Below are 17,890 nucleotides of genomic sequence, written 5' to 3'. Positions count from 1 at the left end.
AATCCATCAACATTCAATAACGTTGACGGCCAGCCCTCCTCGAGACGTTTCTTTATATTTATCCAACATGTCTCTGCCAGTGTCCCGCATTGTGCGGATCACCTTATCAAGAGACACAAAATGCTCACCATCGCCACGAAGGGCCAACGATGCTGCGTTAATAGCCTTAAGCGAAGCCATGGCATTGCGTTCTATACAAGGAACCTGAACTAAACCGCCAATAGGATCACAGGTTAGGCCAAGATTGTGTTCCATGCCGATTTCAGCCGCGTTTTCTACCTGTTCAGGAGTGCCACCGGTCGCTTCTGCCAGTCCGGCAGCGGCCATCGCACAGGCTGAACCAACTTCTCCCTGGCAACCCACTTCGGCGCCGGAGATGGAGGCATTTTCCTTAAACAAGATACCAATTGCTGCGGCACAGAGCAGAAAACGAATCACCCCTTCTTCGTCAGAATTGGGGCAGAAATTGATGTAGTAATGCAGCACAGCAGGAATAATACCGGCTGCACCATTGGTCGGAGCAGTCACCATGCGCCCACCCGCTGCATTTTCTTCATTAACCGCCAATGCATAAAGGTTGACCCAGTCCATCGCGCCGAGGGACGGCGTAATCATATCCATTCGAGTGCGGTTTTTAAGTTCACGGTGCAACGACGCTGCACGACGCTTGACTTTCAATCCGCCCGGTAGAATACCTTCGTTATGAATGCCGTTCTTAACGCACTCCTGCATGACCTTCCAAATATCCAGAATGCCTTCACGAATGTCTGCTTCAGTTCGCCAAACCTGCTCGTTCGCCAGCATCACATCGGAAATGGACAGTTGATTCTGCTTACAGATTTTCAGCAGTTCCTCTCCCGTGGTGAACGGGTAAGGTAACCTGGTTGTATCTTCTACAATTCGGTCAGCCCCTGCGGCAGCTTCATCCACCACAAATCCGCCACCTACTGAATAGTAAACACGATGGCTGATTTCCTGCCCGGCCTCATCCCAGGCTGTAAAACTCATGCCATTAGCATGAAAAGGCAGCGACTCCAGACGGTGATAGATCAAGTCCTCTGCTTCGTTAAAGGGAATGGGGTATTCACCCAACAGGACAATCTGCGATTGCTCACTGATTTCCTCTGCACGAGGGGTTACGATCACAGGATCAATCAGCTCAGGCAGCTGCCCTTCCAATCCCAGCAAAACCGCAGGACCAGAACCATGGCCTTTGCCCGTCGCCCCAAGAGAGCCGAATAATTGAGACTGAACGCGCTTAACGCGCTCCAACAATCCGTCTGTCTCCAGTGCAGAGGCAAACATATGAGCGGCTTTCATCGGTCCAACCGTATGAGAACTGGAGGGACCAATGCCGACTTTCAGCATGTCAAACAAACTAATGGCCATACCGATACAATCTCTTAGCCGGGCAGAACGCTGAGTCCTGCCCGGATTATTTTCTAGTGATAAGTAGGTCTTTACTTAACCCAGGGCAAAGCCCTCAGCTATAAGCCGGGTAGTCAGCACAAAGCCCTTGAACTTTTTCTTTTACTTCAGCAATGGCACTATCAGCATTTCCGGCCTGCATTGCATCTAGAATATCGGCAATCCAGCCAGTCAGTTCTGCACACTGTTCCTCTTTCAGTCCACGGGTTGTAATCACGGGTGAACCAATACGCAGGCCGGAAGTAACAAAAGGAGACTGAGGGTCATTAGGCACAGCATTCTTGTTAACGGTAATAGAGGCACGACCCAATGCCGCATCAGCATCTTTACCAGTCAGCCCTTGCTTGATCAAACTAAGCAGAAACAGGTGGTTATCAGTACCGCCGGATACCACGTCGTAGCCCCGCTCGATAAACACCTTAGCCATGGCATCAGCATTTTTAATAACCTGAGATTGATAGTCGGTAAACGCTGGCTCCAGAGCTTCCTTGAACGCAACAGCTTTTGCAGCAATCACGTGCATCAGAGGTCCACCCTGTCCACCCGGGAAAACAGCGGAGTTCAGTTTCTTTTCAATCTCGGCATTAGCCTTGGCCAGAATCAGACCACCACGAGGACCACGCAGGGTCTTGTGTGTCGTAGTCGTAACAACATCCGCATGAGGCATTGGGTTTGGATACAGACCGGTTGCGACCAATCCAGCAACATGCGCCATATCGACAAACAGGTATGCGCCAACCGAGTCAGCAATCTCACGGAACCGGGCCCAGTCCACAGTGCGGGAATAGGCGGAGAAACCCGCCACAATCATCTTTGGCTTGTGCTCTTTGGCCAACGCTTCAACTTCGTCATAATCCATTTCACCGGCATCGTTCAGACCATATTGAACAGCCTTATAGATCTTACCGGAGAAATTCACATGAGAACCATGAGTCAAGTGACCACCATGGGCCAGACTCATACCCAGCACCGTGTCACCAGGCTCAACCAGGGCCATATAAACAGCCGCATTCGCCTGAGAACCGGAGTGAGGCTGAACATTCGCATAATCTGCGCCAAACAGCTCTTTAGCGCGGTCAATCGCCAGCTGCTCAACAATATCCACATACTCACAACCGCCGTAATAACGCTTCTGCGGGTAGCCTTCTGCATACTTATTGGTGAGTTGAGATCCCTGAGCCTGCATTACCCGTGGACTGGTATAGTTCTCTGAAGCAATCAGCTCTATATGATCTTCCTGACGTGCCACCTCGTCTTGCATTGCGTTCCAAAGCACTTCATCAAAATTTTCGATCTTATCGTTCTTACTAAACATTGTTCTTATTCTCCTCAGAATCCCGCTGCAACGCGCTTTAGGCTTTATAGACGGATGGTGTTGATAGAAAACATAGTAATGAGTGACAAGATTTCCATACTGCCTACCAGCGACCCGATACTATGGATTTGCGACAATCAATGACGAAAAACGGCATTGCGTCTATGGAACTGATCATTTGATCCCGCTCTAAGCTCAGAACAACTCATCGGCCATAATTTGGAACAAGCCACCAATAGCGGAAGCCCTTAAAACACCTACCTTTCAGCGGGGTATCAGTTACTACGATTACAAAGAAAAAGCGTCTCAAGTCAGCGCTTAAAAGTGCATGTCAGAAGCAGGTTTTTGTATGCTGAAAACCGGTCTGCGAATCCTGAAAAATGAGCTCTGAAAAAAGTGCTCTGAAAAAAGCACTCTGAAAAAAGAGTAACCAGAACAACAATGAATGATGTTCAGAACGAAGGTAAGAAGAGAACAAAAAACCGGCTGCTACACAGAATGAGTTACAGAACGGTATGAGTTACAGATTTCAATAATCTTCCGGGGCAAAAATCAACCAATGGGATGAACACAATATTCATCCCCTGCTCCTGAATAAGGGTCAGGCCCGTTTGCGCCCTCTCGCACCACCTCGTGCGGCACGCTTGGCACGACGCTCTGCCAGTAGCTGCTCGACACGTCCCGGCAGATCCGCTTCCAGAGCTTCCCGAACTGAAGTGTCCAGATTCTGCCAGTTTTCAATTTCTCCATCTGTACGGCCACAACCAAAGCACCAGCCCGAAGCTTCATCGAGCTTACATACCCCAACACAAGGGGACATCTCAGCCTGTGCGATTAATTCAGCATCATTCATGGAGCTACCTACCCGTTAATTAGCACTTGTAAACGTATCAGATACTACCCGTAGCCCTGAAACAAAAACTGATTGGGTCTGTTCACCTCTTTGGGTAGCTACGGTCTGTATAATTCAATGATATTAATCAGAGAACGCACCTTCGAACTGCCTGACTACGACCTCTATCAATAAATATGCGACATGCAAATGACATATCACAACACCCAGTTACGGTTATTATTTGATCAGAACCACCGCGAAGTCATTACACTCAGATAAATAGCAGCCGATCAATAATGGACTCATGGCGTGCAAAGTTGTCCATACTTGTAAACAGAATGTAAACAACTCTTGCCCTGACTGTATCTGAAGCGCTAGTTTATAAAGCCTATAAAAAGAACAGGTCAGGATGTCAGAGTCCGTCGCCTGAGGAACCTACGGGTATAAATCATTATGTACGCAGATGCCAAGATTCTTGTGGTTGATGATGAACAGATTACCCGACAGTGTCTGAGCAGCTATTTCGAAAATGAAGGCTATCAAGTATTCTGCGCCGAAACCGCAGAACAGGCCGAAGGAATTCTGCGCAGTGAAGCTATCGACGTTATTCTGCTGGATATTCGACTACCGGCTAAGGATGGTCTAACCCTGACACGGGAGCTGAGAGTGCACTCTGAAGTGGGAATTATTCTGGTCACGCGACGACAAGACGAAGTTGATCGGTTAATTGGACTGGAGTGTGGCGCAGACGAGTACGTGACTAAACCCTTTAACCCCCGGGAAATTCTTGCCCGCACAAAAAACCTGATACGCAGAGTCCGTAACAGCAGTCATGCTAAACCAACAGATTCTCTCAGCCATAGTTTTAAAAGCTTCGAACGCTGGAAGCTTAATATCGATCGCCGCCAGCTGATTGATGAAAAGCAGCAATCGACTCAATTAACAGAAGGCGAATTTAAACTCCTCAACAGCCTGATCAACCATTCGGGTCAAGTCATGAGTCGCGAACAAATTCTTGAGCTGATTCGCAATCGGGAGTGGGTGCCCAGCGATCGTACTGTCGACGTACTGGTCGGACGCTTAAGACGCAAGCTCGGTGATGACCCGGCTAATCCGAAACTGATATTAACCATTCATGGCGCCGGTTATCTATTCACCCCCAGACCCTCGGATCTAACGTGAAGCTCGGTTGCAGAAAGTATTGTCAACAGACTCTGCTTGGTCTGCTATTGCTACTGCCCAACGTTGAGACAGCAAAGGCTCGTCCACTGATTGCCTGCGGTCACCCCTTTTACCCACCGGTATCCTGGGTCAGTAATGGTCAGTTGACCGGTCTTGCCCCGAAAGTAACCCAACAGATTTTTGCCGAACTGGGTCAACAGGTTATTTTAAGCGCTGAAAGCAACTGGAAACGCTGCCTGCTGGAAGTGCAGCAGGGAAATGCAGATATTGTGGTTGCTGCTTATCGTATTGCCCGTCGCGAACGTTACCTGAATTACAGCAACCAGCACATGATTTCCGATATCGTCACCCTGTTTGTTAATCGCGAAAATCCAATTCATTTCCAGCAACTGGAAGATCTGCAAGGTAAAACCGTTGGACTCTTACTGGGCGATAGCTTCGGTGATAACTTTGACCGCTTTGTTCAGCAAAACAGCCCTATTGAATATGTTTCCAGAGGGCAACAGAACTTTCAGAAACTGGCTTTGGGACGCATTGACTATATGCCCTTAGGACAACTCAGCGGTCAATTACAAAGCCGTAAACTGGGGTTTTATCAGCATATAACGGCCCTGCAAAAAGTAATTACCACTGAATATTATTATCTGGCAGTAGGAAAAAACAGCGGCTTACAGCAATACCTGCCTGCTGTTAACCGGCGACTGAGGGAGATGCATCGAGACGGTACGATTCGCCGCTTAACCAAACAATTCAGTCAGCAATATATCGACGATCCCCATATCAACGATTCCTGATTGATTTTCTTTATTCAGCTATCTGGAGGTATCAGGATGCCCCCTTCCCTGTCGCGGCTGCGCAGTCTGGCCCATTATGCTCAGGAGCACCCATTGGGTTACCGCATGATGGTTTATGTAACTGCCTGTAGTTGTGCATTCATTCTGCTTTCCACGGCACTGCAACTGACACTGGACTATCGTCGCGAACTCAGCTCGGTCAGCCAACAGGCTGAACTTATTCGCAGCAGCTATCTGGCTAATCTGGCAAAAAGCTTATGGGATCTGGATAAAGCTCAGATCCAGTTACAACTGAAGGGCATACAAAGCCTGCCTGATGTCACCTACCTGCAACTGGACTACAAGGACACTGATGGAAGCTTAAAGATGTCTGCCGGTCAGCAGCCTGACGAGGGGCAGAGCATCCGTCGCCAAAATTTCAATCTGATACACACCACAGCCAACCAGCAGAACCGCCCACTGGGGCGCCTGGAAGTCATCTTTGATCAGCAGGCGCTTAATCACCGCGTCTGGCAAACAGGGCTCAATACCCTGTTGAACCAAACCCTGCTGGCACTGCTGATTATGGTGGTAATACTGGTGCTGTTTCAGCGACAGATTACCCGCCATCTGGAAACCATGGCCAACTACAGCCGTCGTATTGGTACAGGAGAGCTGGAGAGCAGCTTGCATCTGGATCGAAATCAGCCCTCACGCCCCGACGAACTCGACCAGCTTGCCTCAGCCCTGAACGAAATGCGTCAGGCCATCCAACAAGACATGCTACGACGAGATCAGGAGCAGAAAGCCCTTCAATATAATCGTGATCAGCTACAACAGATGGTAGAGCAGCGTACTGAAAGCCTGCAACAGGCGAAGGAAGCGGCAGAAGAGGCCAATAATGCCAAGTCACAATTCCTGTCAACCATGAGTCATGAAATCCGCACCCCGATGAACGGCATGCTAGGCATGATTCAACTGTTGGAAAAGAGTACGTTATCAGCTTCCCAAAGAGAACATATGCAAGTGCTGCATGATGCCACCAGCGCATTGCTGGAGACCTTTAATCACGTCTTGCAGTATGGACGCCTGGTAGAAGGAGCCTACATCCCCGAAAAAACCCACTTTTCAATACGAAAACTGCTCGGCAATCTGATCACTCTGATGACCCCCAGTGCCAATCAAAAACACATAGCGCTGGAGCTGAAAACCGACCCAGACATAGCTGACGAGTGCTATGCAGCAGCAGGCAGTCTGCGGCAGATTTTAACTAACCTGGTGGCCAACGGGATCAAGTTTACGGATAGCGGTGCGGTTCAACTATCTGTATTCAGGCAGTCCAGCTCCGGCTCACAGCAACAGTTGCGTTTTGAGGTGAAGGATTCGGGCATTGGCATTGAACCAGAACTACAGGAGCGTATTTTTGACCGTTTTACTCAGGCTGATGAGACCATTACTCGACGCTTTGGCGGCACCGGGCTCGGATTAGCGATCTGCAAAGAACTGGCTACCGCATTGGAGGGAAAAATCGGACTGACCAGCAGCCCTGGCAACGGCAGTTTGTTCTGGCTGGAAATTCCGCTAACCGTTGAAGCAAAGCCAGCTCAATCGGCTCACCCAAGTTCAAAAGACATCCTCTCAAAACCACGGAACGGTCAAGAACAATTGAATAACAGGCTACAAAACAGAGAATCACCAAACCAGGTGCGACCAGACCAAAAGCCATCCAATCCCCTTAAAATATTGCTGATTGAGGATATCAGAATCAACCAGCAGGTCGTTATCGGTCTGCTGGAGCACCACAATCATCAGGTCACTGTTGCCGCCGATGGTTATCAAGCGTTGAGCATAACCCAGCAGCAACAGTTTGAACTGATTTTAATGGACATGCATTTGCCTGGGATCAGCGGTCTGGAAGTCAGCCATCGGATCAGAACAGATCAAAGCAACCGTAACAGAGAAACGCCCATTGCCGCACTGACCGCGAGTGTAAGATCTGAAGATATCCATCGCTACTTTGAAGCAGGACTCTGTGGTGTCATCGCAAAACCAGTCAACGAAATTCAACTGATGGAGGTTATCGCTAACCCTTATGTTAAAACCAATTTCGAAAAGCCCTCTCACCAGCTAACCGGGAAAACAGATTCCTCTGGACAGGAACTTACACCAAACTTAGTCTCTTCTTCTACCCCACAGGAGGCACCCTTGCTGGACAGGACCGTTGTAGACGCTCACTGTCGATTACTGGGAGAGAAAAAACTCGCAGAGCTAATGGACAGTTTCTGCCGTGTTCACAGCGAGCTTTGGCCCCGGTTGCGGCAAAGCCTATTAGATCAGACTGACGGCGACTGTACTGAAATCGCTCATAAACTGGGTGGTGCCTGCGACACCTTGGGGTTCTGCCGCGCCAGTCGGCTACTTCTGGAACTGGAACAGATGGCAGCATCTGAAAACAAAACTTATCCAGCAGTATTACATCAGAATTTAGAAACGGTCATGACCCAAACTCTGGTCGCCGCACAGCAATGGTTAGAGAACCAGAGAACAGTCGACTCATAGCCAAGCTCAGGCCCAAAAATCATAATAAGATTTTGCATCCGCAAGCCGCTTAGGTACCATCAACAGACGCTTTATTGACCATTTGTAAAAATTTATAACCAGTCTTTTGACAAGACACTGACAGGTCGATAAAACAACCGCTGCCGCAACCACCAGCTCAGGACATGTAGATGAAAACGGATCAACTAAAGGGTATTTCCTGCATGATCGGAGCTATGTTTCTGATATCCATTCAGGAAGCATTCGCCAAATACTTAGGAGAAACACTTCCTGTTGCTCAGGTTGTTTGGGCTCGCTATCTGGGCCATCTGGCATTGATGACAGTGCTACTCTGGCCCAGGCATGGAACAGCCCTGCTAAAAGCCAACCGCCTCTCCATGCAGATAGGCCGATCGCTGATTCTGTTAATCGATACCATCCTGTTCTTTTTTGGCTTGACCATGATCGGACTGGCCGAAGCAACCGCTATTTTCTTTACGGTACCACTGCTAGTCCTATTGCTTTCAATCCCTTTGCTGGGAGAGCGAGTAAGCACTCACTCCATTATCGCAATTATTATCGGATTTATGGGTACCCTGGTGATCGTGCGCCCCGGTATCGATAGTATTGGTACAAGCAGCCTGGGGATCGGAGCATTATTTATTTTCGGCGCAGCCTGCTGCACCGCCATTTACAATGTCAGCACCCGCAAGCTCTCGGACAGTGACTCCCTTCCAGTAACCTTGTTTTATACCGCCATGGTAGGAGCCGTGGTCACCAGTTTTTACGTCCCTTTTATCTGGCAAACCCCCAGTAACATCGAACAATGGACTGCGCTCACAGTGATCGGCCTGTTTGGCGGCCTGGCTCACAGCCTGATTATCATCGCCCATCAGTACGCAGCAGCCACGACAGTCGCCCCTTTCATGTATTCACAAATATTCTGGGCTTTGGCGTTAGGTTGGCTGATGTTCGGGGACCTGCCGGATGTCTATGCGTTTATCGGTGGGGCCATTGTAATCGCTAGCGGTCTTTACCTGTTTCAACGTGGTCGAAAGGAAGCGCATCAAACTTACCCTGACCCCTATGAAGAACAACTCACACCTTAGACAACCGAGGATTTTACCTGAAAGGGGTTGATGCTTTAAGACTACAGCATTAGGATAATTTGCAACGTTATAAGCTGCGGATCAACTCAACAATCTACTTAGCCGGACAACACGGAAGTGATAAAAGCAATTACCCGAAAACCCTCGCCTCTCGACGCTTCAGCACTGATCAGGTTGCGAAAATCGCTATGCTCAGAAACAGACTTTATGCTGTTTGAAACCGATGAATACTCACCTTCTCTTGAGCAGGAAATAGATTTTATTAATCGTTTCAATCAGGGGAAGAACAGCACTATTCTGGTCTCAGAACTGGACGGTGAGTTAATCGGTTTTCTCGCTGCAGCCGGCAGTAGCCTGCGAAAGATAAGACATAGCGCCAGCCTGTTTTTGGGTGTCCGCAAACAATACTGGGGACAGGGCATAGCCACTGAGTTGCTGACTCAGACTCAGCAATGGGCCAAGTCCATAGAGTTGAAACGTCTGGAGCTGACCGTATCTCCCAATAACCACCGGGCAATTGCCCTCTATTCCCGCTTGGGGTTTGAGACCGAGGGAATAAAAAGATGCGCCATAAATATCAACAACAGATTTGAAGACGAAAAAATAATGGGCTGGATTTTGAGTTAGCTTCCATTTAATAAAAAGAACAGGCCGTTTTTCAACCGCCTGATCTTCTCTTTTTGAATCGCCAATAGACAACAGTTAGGCAACAAGGTTTTAGGTATTGCCCCGCTACCCCAGAAAGAACTCTGGCAAGAACAGTGATATCTGGGGAACGTAAGTGGTAATCAGAAGTGTCGGAATCCAGGCAAACAGAATCATTATCATTGTGGGCCGTAACATTTCCCTCACCGGCACCTGAGTGACTCGCGAGCCCAGATAAAGCAAAGGAGCCGTTGGTGGAGTAATGTTCCCCATCCCCAGATTAACACCGACAATTGCAGCAAACTGAATCGGATCGACACCCAACTCAATCACGATTGGGAACAGTAGTGGTGAGGCCAGCAGAACACCACTGACATCATCCATCAGCATGCCAATTAAAATCATCACCACATTGACCATAATAAGCACAATGATCGGGTTATCAGAGACTGAAAAAATAAGCTCTTTTGCCAAGTCTGGAATATCTTCAAAGATAAACAACCTGCTGACGATCATCACCATAAAGAACATCACCATAACCACACCAGTAGTGGTTGCAGACTGGACCAAAGCCTCTTTAAAGTTGTTTTTGTTCAGCCCTTTATATATGAAAAAACCTACAGGAATGGCGTAAACAACGGCAATTCCAGCAGCTTCTGTCGGAGTCATAATCCCACCATAGATTCCCCCGAGAATCATAAATGGCATTAATAAAGCAGGCAGTGCAAAGCGCGCTTTTTTAACCACATCACCGGTAAAGTCATCAGAAGGTGGTAACACTTTGATATCTTTGTGCTTGCGCAACATAACGTAATTTACAATGCACAAGAGAATGACCAGAATAATACCCGGAACAATGGTCGCCAGAAAACACTTGAGCACTGACTGGCGTGTAACCCAGGCGTAGATAATCTGGATAGCGCTGGGAGGAATTAATAAACCCAGTGGCGCTGCATTGGTGATTAACGCTGCTGATAGTCCCTGCGGATAATTTGCGCGGCGTAGCTGCGGCATCATAATACTGCCAATACAGGTTAGAGTAGCTGTGGCGCTACCGGCAATGGAGCCAAAGACAGCACTGGCACCCACAGCCGTATAAGCCATCCCCCCTTTAAACCGACCAACAAACAGTTCTGCCAACTCGACCAGCGGTTGTGCAATCTTGCCCCGCTCCATAATGGTACCGGCCATGATAAAAAGAGGAATGGCCAGCAAGACCAGAACATTCATCCGCCAATGTCCCGAAGTTAGAAATCCAGCCGGATCATGATCTCCGGTCAACGACATATAGATCAACGCCAGACCAAAGGCGAAAGGTACCGGAATACCGGCCACCAGCGCGACGCAGATCACCAGAAGTGTCAGCAAAATAAACATAGGTTTTTTCCGTCAGAATAAGTGCAACAAACAGCGTTTACAGGTGAGGGGGCGCTTCGTCAGACTCCCACTCCTCACTGGGTCCATCCCGCAACCCACTGTATAGATGCAGTGCCGTATAGAAGGTCATCAGTACAAATCCGATAAATATGCCTAGCTTGGGCAGAGCAAAGGGTAGCTGTAGCCCAGTAGTCGTTTGCCAACTGGGATACGCCGCAATTTCTTCATACAACATCAACCAACCCCAATAGGTCAGTACGGCACCAATCAACACTTCAACAAACAGAGTAAAGTTAATCACAATCCATTTGGTGCGCAGATTATCAATCAGGGAAAGTAAAAAATCGGCTTTGACATGAGTATTCTCATAACTACCCATGGCCCCCCCAAGGAAATAAACCCAGAAGGCAATAATCAACACCCATTCTTCGTAGGCAAATAAGTCCGCTTGAAAAAGATAGCGTAATATAACCACAAAGAAAAAAACAAAAGCCAATACAAGGCTGAAAACAGCCAGAATATATTCTTTTGTTCGAAGTAGAAAAGAAACCAACCTATTGAGTGGATTGGGTATATTTAAATGCATACACCTTACCTTTTCTTATTTAATAGTTGACATTCAGATATAACCCCACAAGTCATTAACAAACAACCAGACAGGAATTTATAAAATATCAACAAGAAGATAATTAGAATAAAGACTGTTTTATTGGCCCGACCAAAAAACTGAAAACCTGGTTCTGGATTTGTTTTTTAGTCAGACCAAAATAAAAAATAATCTAGTGAAAGACTCTCTGAATGACCTCTGTACTGTCAGAAACAACAACTGTCAAAAACGACAATTATCAAAAACTGCAACGGTCAAAGATCCGCAACAATACTTTTCAGTACATCTTTACCCAGTCGCTCTTCAAGCTTGGGCCAGGTTGCTGAACGGATTTCAGTCGCTATATCGTTACGCTCGGCATCTGACAGAGGCAGGATTGTGACACCAAACTCTTCCAGTTTTTTCAGATTGGCAGCATCGTTCTCACGGCTCCAGGCGACAAATTTGGAAGCAGCTTTGGCGAACACCTCTTTTACAACTTTACGCTGCTCATCATTCAGTTTTTTCTCCCAGGTTTTCTTGCTGGCGTAATAGGCGGTATTCTCTACAAAGGCGTTGTAAGGCACATAATGGTTAATCGCCTCTTTGAAAGTGGTAAAGGTTGCTTCGGGAGTCGCACCGATCATGCCATCCACAACACCTTGCTGAATAGCAGGGAAAGCATCACCCCAGTCAATTGTTGTGGTGTTGTATCCCATATCATGAGTCGCCAGCTTAGCTGCCTGGGCGCTCCACACTCTGATATTCTGACCTTTAGGGCCGGTAGAACGATAGTTTTCAGGCATTGATGAAGACATGACACCAATAAACCCTTCTCCAGTCACACCCAGCAGTTTCAGGCCTAATTTATCCATACGCTGCTCAAAGACAGTATAAAAATTTGATCCGGGACTAAAGACCTTTTCCATTTCGTCATAGCTGGAAACCAGATAAGGCAGGGAATTGATTTCCAGAACAGGATCTTTGTGGCTGTAAACAAAGGCATGAACAATATCGATACTGCCACGCACCGCCTCTCCCATCAGCTGTTCGCCAGAACCCAACTGGCTGGCCATATAGAGCTTTATTTTCAGGTCAACACCCGCTCCTTCGAGATCCTTCTTCACCTGCTGAATAACTTCAGATGCATATTGATCCGGTGCATGAGTGGTAGCAATTCGTAATACAGTAGCGGCCTGTACTGAGGATGCCATAGCAACACCTAACATCAATGTACCTGCTGCGATGGATTTGAGACTAAAACGATTTATAACCTTTTTCATTTTCTGCTCCGCGGCTTCCTGTTGGAAGATTGTTTTTTTAATTTCGCGATTTATTCTTACGATCCGTTTATTTTCAATGCCAGAAAAACAGCACCTTTTATGTAGGAAAGTTGGTAAGAACGAATAGATTTATACATTCAAAATCTGTTAGAAACCAGCCAACAATAATTTGTAAGAAAGTACCTTTTCAGAGCAAGAACAGATAGAGTTGTAAATACAAAATTACAAAAATCAGGTACAAACAGGATATCACCAAAAAAACCAGGTATCTGAAAAAGTATAAAAACACACAGATGTAAATAGGAACTTTACATAAACAAAGAAAATATAAATTCATAATTACAAATCATTACATATAATTACATCATAAACGTCCAGTTTTGCTTATTGACTGAGATAGGTATATTTTTTTGAGGAAGAACAAACAACAGAATAAGTACAAATTCAGTTGACCATGACAAAACGATAAGGGCCACTGCAATGAACAGTCCCAAAGACAAGCGCCAGTTCAGTACATTAATGCAAGATGCAAACAGTGCCTTCCTCCCAGCTCAACAGGCACGCAAAGAGCCCGTGCGGGTCGGCTTTATCCTGTTGGAGCACTTTTCTATGATGGCGTTTACCGCCAGCATCGATGTGCTGGTGACTTCAAACCTCGTACGCACTGCCCCCCTATTTCGTTTCTCTACGTTCAGCCTGGAATCAACAACGGTCACCAGCGATCTTGGGATCGATATATCCACTGATGGATTGCTCAGTCAATTACCGATGACAGGGGCTGAGGCGGTTGAAATTATCATTGTCTGTGGCGGTTTTCGCTGCTCCCTGGCAGAACAACAACCTCTAAGCAGCACCTTAAAAACAGCGGCCAGAAACAACATGACCCTGGGAGGACTCTGGAACGGAGCTATTGCAATGGCACATGCCGGGTTACTGGATAATATGAATTGTGCTGTACACCCAGATAATCATGCCTTTATGCAGGAGCGCTTCAACAAGGTAACCGTTTCCGAAAACGTCCTGGTTGTTGAGAAAAAGAGAGTCAGCTGCGCCGGCCCCAGCAGTGCTTTGGAGATGATGCTAAGACTGGTCGAGCAGGTTCAGAGCAAAGAAATCGTACGGGCGGTGCGTGAAATACTCAGTTGTGATCAAACGGCAGAAATCAACAGACAGGCATCCACTCCGGAAGCGACCAAATTGATAAAGGCGACGGATAACCCGGCTTTTCCAGATGTCCTGCACAGCTTACTGGAATTGATAAGATCAAATATCGAAGAACCACTCAGTGTGGAAGAACTGGCCTCCTATGTCGGTATATCCCGGCGTCAGGTGGAACGATTATTCCAGACTCACTTGGACACAACCCCTTCCCGTTATTATCTTGAGCTTCGCATCACTCATGCCCGTCGGCTGTTACTGCAAAGCAATGACTCTATCGCCAATATCGCACTGGCGAGTGGCTTCCTAAGCTCCACTCACTTTAGTCACTGCTTCAAAGACTACTTTGGCGCTTCACCAAGTCAGGTTCGTCAGAAGTTTAATACTCGCGCTTGTCCTTAGGGACACTGAACTCTTTAACTGCTCGAAGTAATTGCCTGCAGGTAATCTGGCCAATAAGCTTGCCATTTTCCACAACGGGTCGACGCCGACTATTGGTTTTAAGCATATCACTGGCCACGTCAACGATATCCTCCCCCTGAGAGGCTACGACCAGGTCGGTACTCATAACATCTTCGACCTTGCCGATACCACTGTCGTTATAAGAAGCTTTTAGAATTCCATCCAGACAATCAAGCTCTGATAACACCCCGACCAATTTATGATCATCATCAACCACACACAGACCTGAAATTTTATTCACCAAAATAAGGTGAACAGCTTCCATAATCCCAGCATCTTTTGAGATTTCGACTGGGTTATCAATCATATAGTCTCTTAAGTCGACTGATCTGAGCATACCTAATTCCACCTTTTTATTATTGGTATTCGTTAATCTAATAGTACCGAGGCGGAGGTTTGTAAAGAAATAACAGGAATTTGATTAATAAAGAGGAGCGAAGGTTCTCTAAGACAACTCCCAGTTCAGTGCGAAAGCCTCTGTAACTGAACCGGCATCCCGGCGAATACGAATATCGTAGGCATTTTCAATATGCTCATTAGTCAGTACCTTCGAGGGTAACCCGGAGGCAAGCGTTGACCCGGCTTTCAGCAGTTGTAGCTGATCACAGTAGTGAGCCGCAAGACGCAAATCATGAAGTACAACGACCACCGCACCACCTTGGTCGCAAAACTCCCGCAGCAACGCCATTACTTCAAGCTGGTGAGCCAGATCAAGCGCTGCAACAGGTTCATCGGCCAATAAGATATCCGGTTCTGTCACCAACGCCCTGGCCAACAATGCCCGGGCTTTTTCCCCACCCGAGAGGGTGTTAAAAGGCTGCTTTCTAAGGTGATCGATATCAGTCCTTTGGATCATATCTTCTATTAACGACTGATCTGACGCCCTGAGACGCTGCCAGTCTGTCAGGTGGGGAAGCCGTCCCAGGGTGACAATTCGCTCAACACTCATGGGCCAATGAGTTGTGCCACTCTGAGCCAGGTAGGCAATTTTTTTTGCCCGCTGTTGCGGATCAATCGAGACCATTTCCGACTCATCCAGCGTCAGAATCCCTTCACTGGGAGCAAGCAATCCTGCCAATACACGCAACAGCGTTGTCTTCCCTGCACCATTTGGCCCGATAAGCCCTGACATCTCTCCTGCCTGAAGATCAAAATCGATGCCATGCAGGATAGTTTTATCCCCTAAAGAAACCCTGAGCTGTTGACCGGAAAGTTGTTTCATGACTCGTATTTCCTCCCTTTAATAATCAGATAAAGAAAGAAGGGGGCTCCCACCAATGAAGTCAATACACCGACTTTTATATCGCTACCTGCCGGGAATAAACGCACACAGATGTCTGCCGTCAGTAATAATGCTGCACCACCCAATGCACTTAATAACAACAGTTTTCTAGGCTGATAACCCACCAGAGGTCTCAACAGATGAGGTACAACCAAACCAATAAAACCAATAGATCCGGTTATTGAAACCACGGATCCTAATGCCAGCGCTACCGCCAGAAAAATTCGCCAGCGTAAACGCACCAGGTCAATCCCCATCGTATGGGCCGTTTCCTCCCCCAGGGTAAGCGCATCCAGCGCTCTTCCGGTCCCGGCCAGTATAATCCAACCGACTAACACACCCGGTAGCATGATCAGAAAATCATTCATACTGCGATTAGCAATAGAGCCCATCATCCAGAGCACGATTTCCTTAACAGCAAAGGGGCTGGGAGCCAGATTAAGTAGCAATGAGATCAACGCCAGAGACAAAGAATTAATAGCCACTCCGGCAAGTATCAGAGTTAGCGTTCCGGCACCACGCCCAGCCAGAAAATAGACCACTACCGTTGCCCCTAACGCACCCAGAATCCCCCCCAGAGGCAAGGCGTAAATATGGTCGTAGCCCAAACCAAAATAAAGCAGTATCACTGCTCCCAAGGCCGCACCGCTGGAACTGCCAATAAGTCCGGGGCTGGCCAGCGGGTTTCGCAATAACCCTTGCATAACAGCCCCACAAAGCCCCAGTGTCGCACCTGCAAATGCTCCGATCAAAGCTCGGGGAAGTCGAATTTCAGTCAGAATAATGGCAATAATCGATGGCTTGCCGTCAGCAGATAAACTCAAGCTGAATGCTTCACGGGCAGCCTGAAATACCGGCACAGGGTTACTACCGATAAAAAGAGAGACAAAAAACAGAAAAATAACCGCTGCGCCCAGCGAAAGAATCAATAGCTTTTCATTTTCCTGCATTCTATTGCCCGATATCTTATATTAGGGTCATGTTCTGCCATCAACAGCGTCATATTTGACGTCAATAGCGTTATAGCTGAGGGTCAGTAACACCCAGCGGTGCTTGCTGAGCATGCTCGTATTTATCTAGGCAGGCTTTTTTGCAGTTGATCTACTGCTTCGGTGATCATCGGCCCACCACAAATCCAGTAACGGTAATCTATATTTACAATCTCACGCCCTTGCGTACTTCGCTTCAAGGCAGGATGATTCAACTGCTGTTGAGCACGGGACTGAGTCCCGGGCGCATAAGCCGAACTGAACAGTTGCTGCGGTCTGGCCAGCAGCAGACTCTCAAGATCAATAGTGCTATAGCCATCGATCCCCATGGTAGCTGCGACGTTTTTCCAGCCCGCCAATGTCAATGCAACATCCTGCAAAGTATTGCTGCCACTGGTGTATCCATTAGGCTGGTAAATTGCAGCACCGGGTTTCACTTTCGGTCTGTTTAGCCTGGCGGCCGCTAATCGCTGTTGCATTTGTGCAATTAACTGCTTTCCCCGCTTTGGTTTGCCCAGCAAAGCTGCCATACGGCTAATTGCGGCCCGGATACCCTCAAGATCATTAACAATAGGAAATGTCTCCACCCGGTAACCAAGCTCTTTCATTAACCGGACCATTCTCGACGCACTGTACTGACCTGCAACAATCAAATCCGGCTTTAACGCCAGCAGTTCCTCGGCCTTACTGTGATTGACCGGATACCTTGAAGCCTGCTCAGCCATAAAAGAGCTTTCCGGCTCTATGGCAAGATGACTGATGGAACTGATCTGATCGGGACCAGCCAACATCAACAACAATTGATCGGTGCAAAGGTTGATGGAAACCACTCGCTGAGGTGCGGCAGCCACAGCAGCTACTGACAATAGCCAGCAAAGCAGCAAAATCAATAACCGCTGAGCACTGTTCACCTTGCTTTCCTTTTTTC

The 17,890-nt window shown here is 47.6% G+C and carries 16 protein-coding genes; 6 read left to right on the top strand and 10 right to left on the bottom strand.

What is annotated here, in order from left to right:
• Positions 1-6: 6 nt before the first annotated feature.
• The 3 genes from BGP75_RS08810 to BGP75_RS08800 form a co-directional block, all read right to left on the bottom strand.
• Positions 7-1,389 (bottom strand): L-serine ammonia-lyase, encoded by a 1,383-nt coding sequence (locus tag BGP75_RS08810; RefSeq protein WP_076717827.1) that lies wholly within the window; start codon positions 1,387-1,389, stop codon positions 7-9.
• A 94-nt stretch (positions 1,390-1,483) separates the two neighbouring features.
• Positions 1,484-2,743 carry a serine hydroxymethyltransferase gene (glyA, locus tag BGP75_RS08805; protein ID WP_076717825.1) on the bottom strand — a complete coding sequence of 420 codons (1,260 nt, stop codon included), beginning with the start codon at positions 2,741-2,743 and terminating at the stop codon, positions 1,484-1,486.
• Between the two features lie 601 nt (positions 2,744-3,344).
• A complete protein-coding gene (locus BGP75_RS08800) occupies positions 3,345-3,596 on the bottom strand; it encodes a DUF1289 domain-containing protein (protein WP_076717823.1) in 252 nt (83 codons plus the stop codon).
• A gap of 435 nt (positions 3,597-4,031) precedes the next feature.
• On the opposite strand from BGP75_RS08800, the gene BGP75_RS08795 reads away from it, so the two are divergent.
• From BGP75_RS08795 to BGP75_RS08775, 5 genes are all read left to right on the top strand, one after another.
• A complete protein-coding gene (locus tag BGP75_RS08795) occupies positions 4,032-4,760 on the top strand; it encodes a response regulator (protein WP_076717820.1) in 729 nt (242 codons plus the stop codon).
• On the top strand, positions 4,757-5,554 hold the full coding sequence (locus BGP75_RS08790) for an ABC transporter substrate-binding protein (RefSeq protein WP_233152885.1): 798 nt from the start codon (positions 4,757-4,759) through the stop codon (positions 5,552-5,554). Before BGP75_RS08795 ends, BGP75_RS08790 begins: the two co-directional genes overlap by 4 nt.
• 36 nt (positions 5,555-5,590) lie before the next feature.
• Positions 5,591-8,092 (top strand): ATP-binding protein, encoded by a 2,502-nt coding sequence (locus tag BGP75_RS08785; RefSeq protein WP_076717818.1) that lies wholly within the window; start codon positions 5,591-5,593, stop codon positions 8,090-8,092.
• Positions 8,093-8,262: 170 nt separating this feature from the next.
• Positions 8,263-9,180, top strand: coding sequence for a DMT family transporter (locus tag BGP75_RS08780; RefSeq protein WP_076717816.1), 918 nt, complete (start codon positions 8,263-8,265; stop codon positions 9,178-9,180).
• Positions 9,181-9,297: 117 nt separating this feature from the next.
• Positions 9,298-9,807 (top strand): GNAT family N-acetyltransferase, encoded by a 510-nt coding sequence (locus BGP75_RS08775; RefSeq protein WP_083704712.1) that lies wholly within the window; start codon positions 9,298-9,300, stop codon positions 9,805-9,807.
• A 105-nt stretch (positions 9,808-9,912) separates the two neighbouring features.
• Here the strand turns inward: BGP75_RS08775 and BGP75_RS08770 are convergent, their stop codons facing one another.
• From BGP75_RS08770 to dctP, 3 genes are all read right to left on the bottom strand, one after another.
• Positions 9,913-11,202 carry a TRAP transporter large permease gene (locus BGP75_RS08770; RefSeq protein WP_076717814.1) on the bottom strand — a complete coding sequence of 430 codons (1,290 nt, stop codon included), beginning with the start codon at positions 11,200-11,202 and terminating at the stop codon, positions 9,913-9,915.
• 37 nt (positions 11,203-11,239) lie between these two features.
• Positions 11,240-11,788, bottom strand: a complete 549-nt coding sequence (locus BGP75_RS08765; RefSeq protein ID WP_076717812.1) for a TRAP transporter small permease — start codon at positions 11,786-11,788, stop codon at positions 11,240-11,242.
• Positions 11,789-12,063: 275 nt separating this feature from the next.
• Positions 12,064-13,071 (bottom strand): TRAP transporter substrate-binding protein DctP, encoded by a 1,008-nt coding sequence (dctP, locus tag BGP75_RS08760; protein ID WP_076717810.1) that lies wholly within the window; start codon positions 13,069-13,071, stop codon positions 12,064-12,066.
• A 480-nt stretch (positions 13,072-13,551) separates the two neighbouring features.
• Here dctP and BGP75_RS08755 point away from each other — a divergent pair, with 480 nt between their 5' ends.
• Positions 13,552-14,631 carry a GlxA family transcriptional regulator gene (locus tag BGP75_RS08755; protein ID WP_076717808.1) on the top strand — a complete coding sequence of 360 codons (1,080 nt, stop codon included), beginning with the start codon at positions 13,552-13,554 and terminating at the stop codon, positions 14,629-14,631.
• Here BGP75_RS08755 and BGP75_RS08750 read toward each other — a convergent pair.
• The 4 genes from BGP75_RS08750 to BGP75_RS08735 form a co-directional block, all read right to left on the bottom strand.
• Complete coding sequence (locus tag BGP75_RS08750) at positions 14,609-14,998, bottom strand: CBS domain-containing protein (RefSeq protein ID WP_083704714.1); 390 nt, start codon at positions 14,996-14,998, stop codon at positions 14,609-14,611. The two genes, BGP75_RS08755 and BGP75_RS08750, sit on opposite strands and share 23 nt — an antisense overlap.
• A 138-nt stretch (positions 14,999-15,136) precedes the next feature.
• Complete coding sequence (locus BGP75_RS08745; RefSeq protein WP_076717805.1) at positions 15,137-15,913, bottom strand: ABC transporter ATP-binding protein; 777 nt, start codon at positions 15,911-15,913, stop codon at positions 15,137-15,139.
• Complete coding sequence (locus BGP75_RS08740) at positions 15,910-16,923, bottom strand: iron ABC transporter permease (RefSeq protein ID WP_076717802.1); 1,014 nt, start codon at positions 16,921-16,923, stop codon at positions 15,910-15,912. The genes BGP75_RS08745 and BGP75_RS08740 overlap by 4 nt, the downstream gene beginning before the upstream one ends.
• Before the next feature lie 122 nt (positions 16,924-17,045).
• A complete protein-coding gene (locus tag BGP75_RS08735) occupies positions 17,046-17,873 on the bottom strand; it encodes an ABC transporter substrate-binding protein (protein ID WP_076717800.1) in 828 nt (275 codons plus the stop codon).
• Positions 17,874-17,890: the final 17 nt, after the last annotated feature.

Origin of the sequence: Motiliproteus sp. MSK22-1 (assembly GCF_001968815.1) — a bacterium.
GTDB lineage: Bacteria > Pseudomonadota > Gammaproteobacteria > Pseudomonadales > Balneatricaceae > Motiliproteus.
Note: the sequence above shows the minus strand (reverse complement) of the source record. Positions and strands in the feature narration are given on the sequence as shown.

Coding starts and splice junctions, on each gene's coding strand:
- BGP75_RS08745 (WP_076717805.1), bottom strand. CDS start 15,913: ATGAAACAACTTTCCGGTCAACAGCTCAGGGTTTCTTTAGGGGATAAA.
- BGP75_RS08750 (WP_083704714.1), bottom strand. CDS start 14,998: ATGATTGATAACCCAGTCGAAATCTCAAAAGATGCTGGGATTATGGAA.
- BGP75_RS08800 (WP_076717823.1), bottom strand. CDS start 3,596: ATGAATGATGCTGAATTAATCGCACAGGCTGAGATGTCCCCTTGTGTT.
- BGP75_RS08785 (WP_076717818.1), top strand. CDS start 5,591: ATGCCCCCTTCCCTGTCGCGGCTGCGCAGTCTGGCCCATTATGCTCAG.
- BGP75_RS08780 (WP_076717816.1), top strand. CDS start 8,263: ATGAAAACGGATCAACTAAAGGGTATTTCCTGCATGATCGGAGCTATG.
- BGP75_RS08770 (WP_076717814.1), bottom strand. CDS start 11,202: ATGTTTATTTTGCTGACACTTCTGGTGATCTGCGTCGCGCTGGTGGCC.
- BGP75_RS08795 (WP_076717820.1), top strand. CDS start 4,032: ATGTACGCAGATGCCAAGATTCTTGTGGTTGATGATGAACAGATTACC.
- BGP75_RS08810 (WP_076717827.1), bottom strand. CDS start 1,389: ATGGCCATTAGTTTGTTTGACATGCTGAAAGTCGGCATTGGTCCCTCC.
- BGP75_RS08755 (WP_076717808.1), top strand. CDS start 13,552: ATGAACAGTCCCAAAGACAAGCGCCAGTTCAGTACATTAATGCAAGAT.
- BGP75_RS08765 (WP_076717812.1), bottom strand. CDS start 11,788: ATGCATTTAAATATACCCAATCCACTCAATAGGTTGGTTTCTTTTCTA.
- BGP75_RS08740 (WP_076717802.1), bottom strand. CDS start 16,923: ATGCAGGAAAATGAAAAGCTATTGATTCTTTCGCTGGGCGCAGCGGTT.
- glyA (WP_076717825.1), bottom strand. CDS start 2,743: ATGTTTAGTAAGAACGATAAGATCGAAAATTTTGATGAAGTGCTTTGG.
- dctP (WP_076717810.1), bottom strand. CDS start 13,071: ATGAAAAAGGTTATAAATCGTTTTAGTCTCAAATCCATCGCAGCAGGT.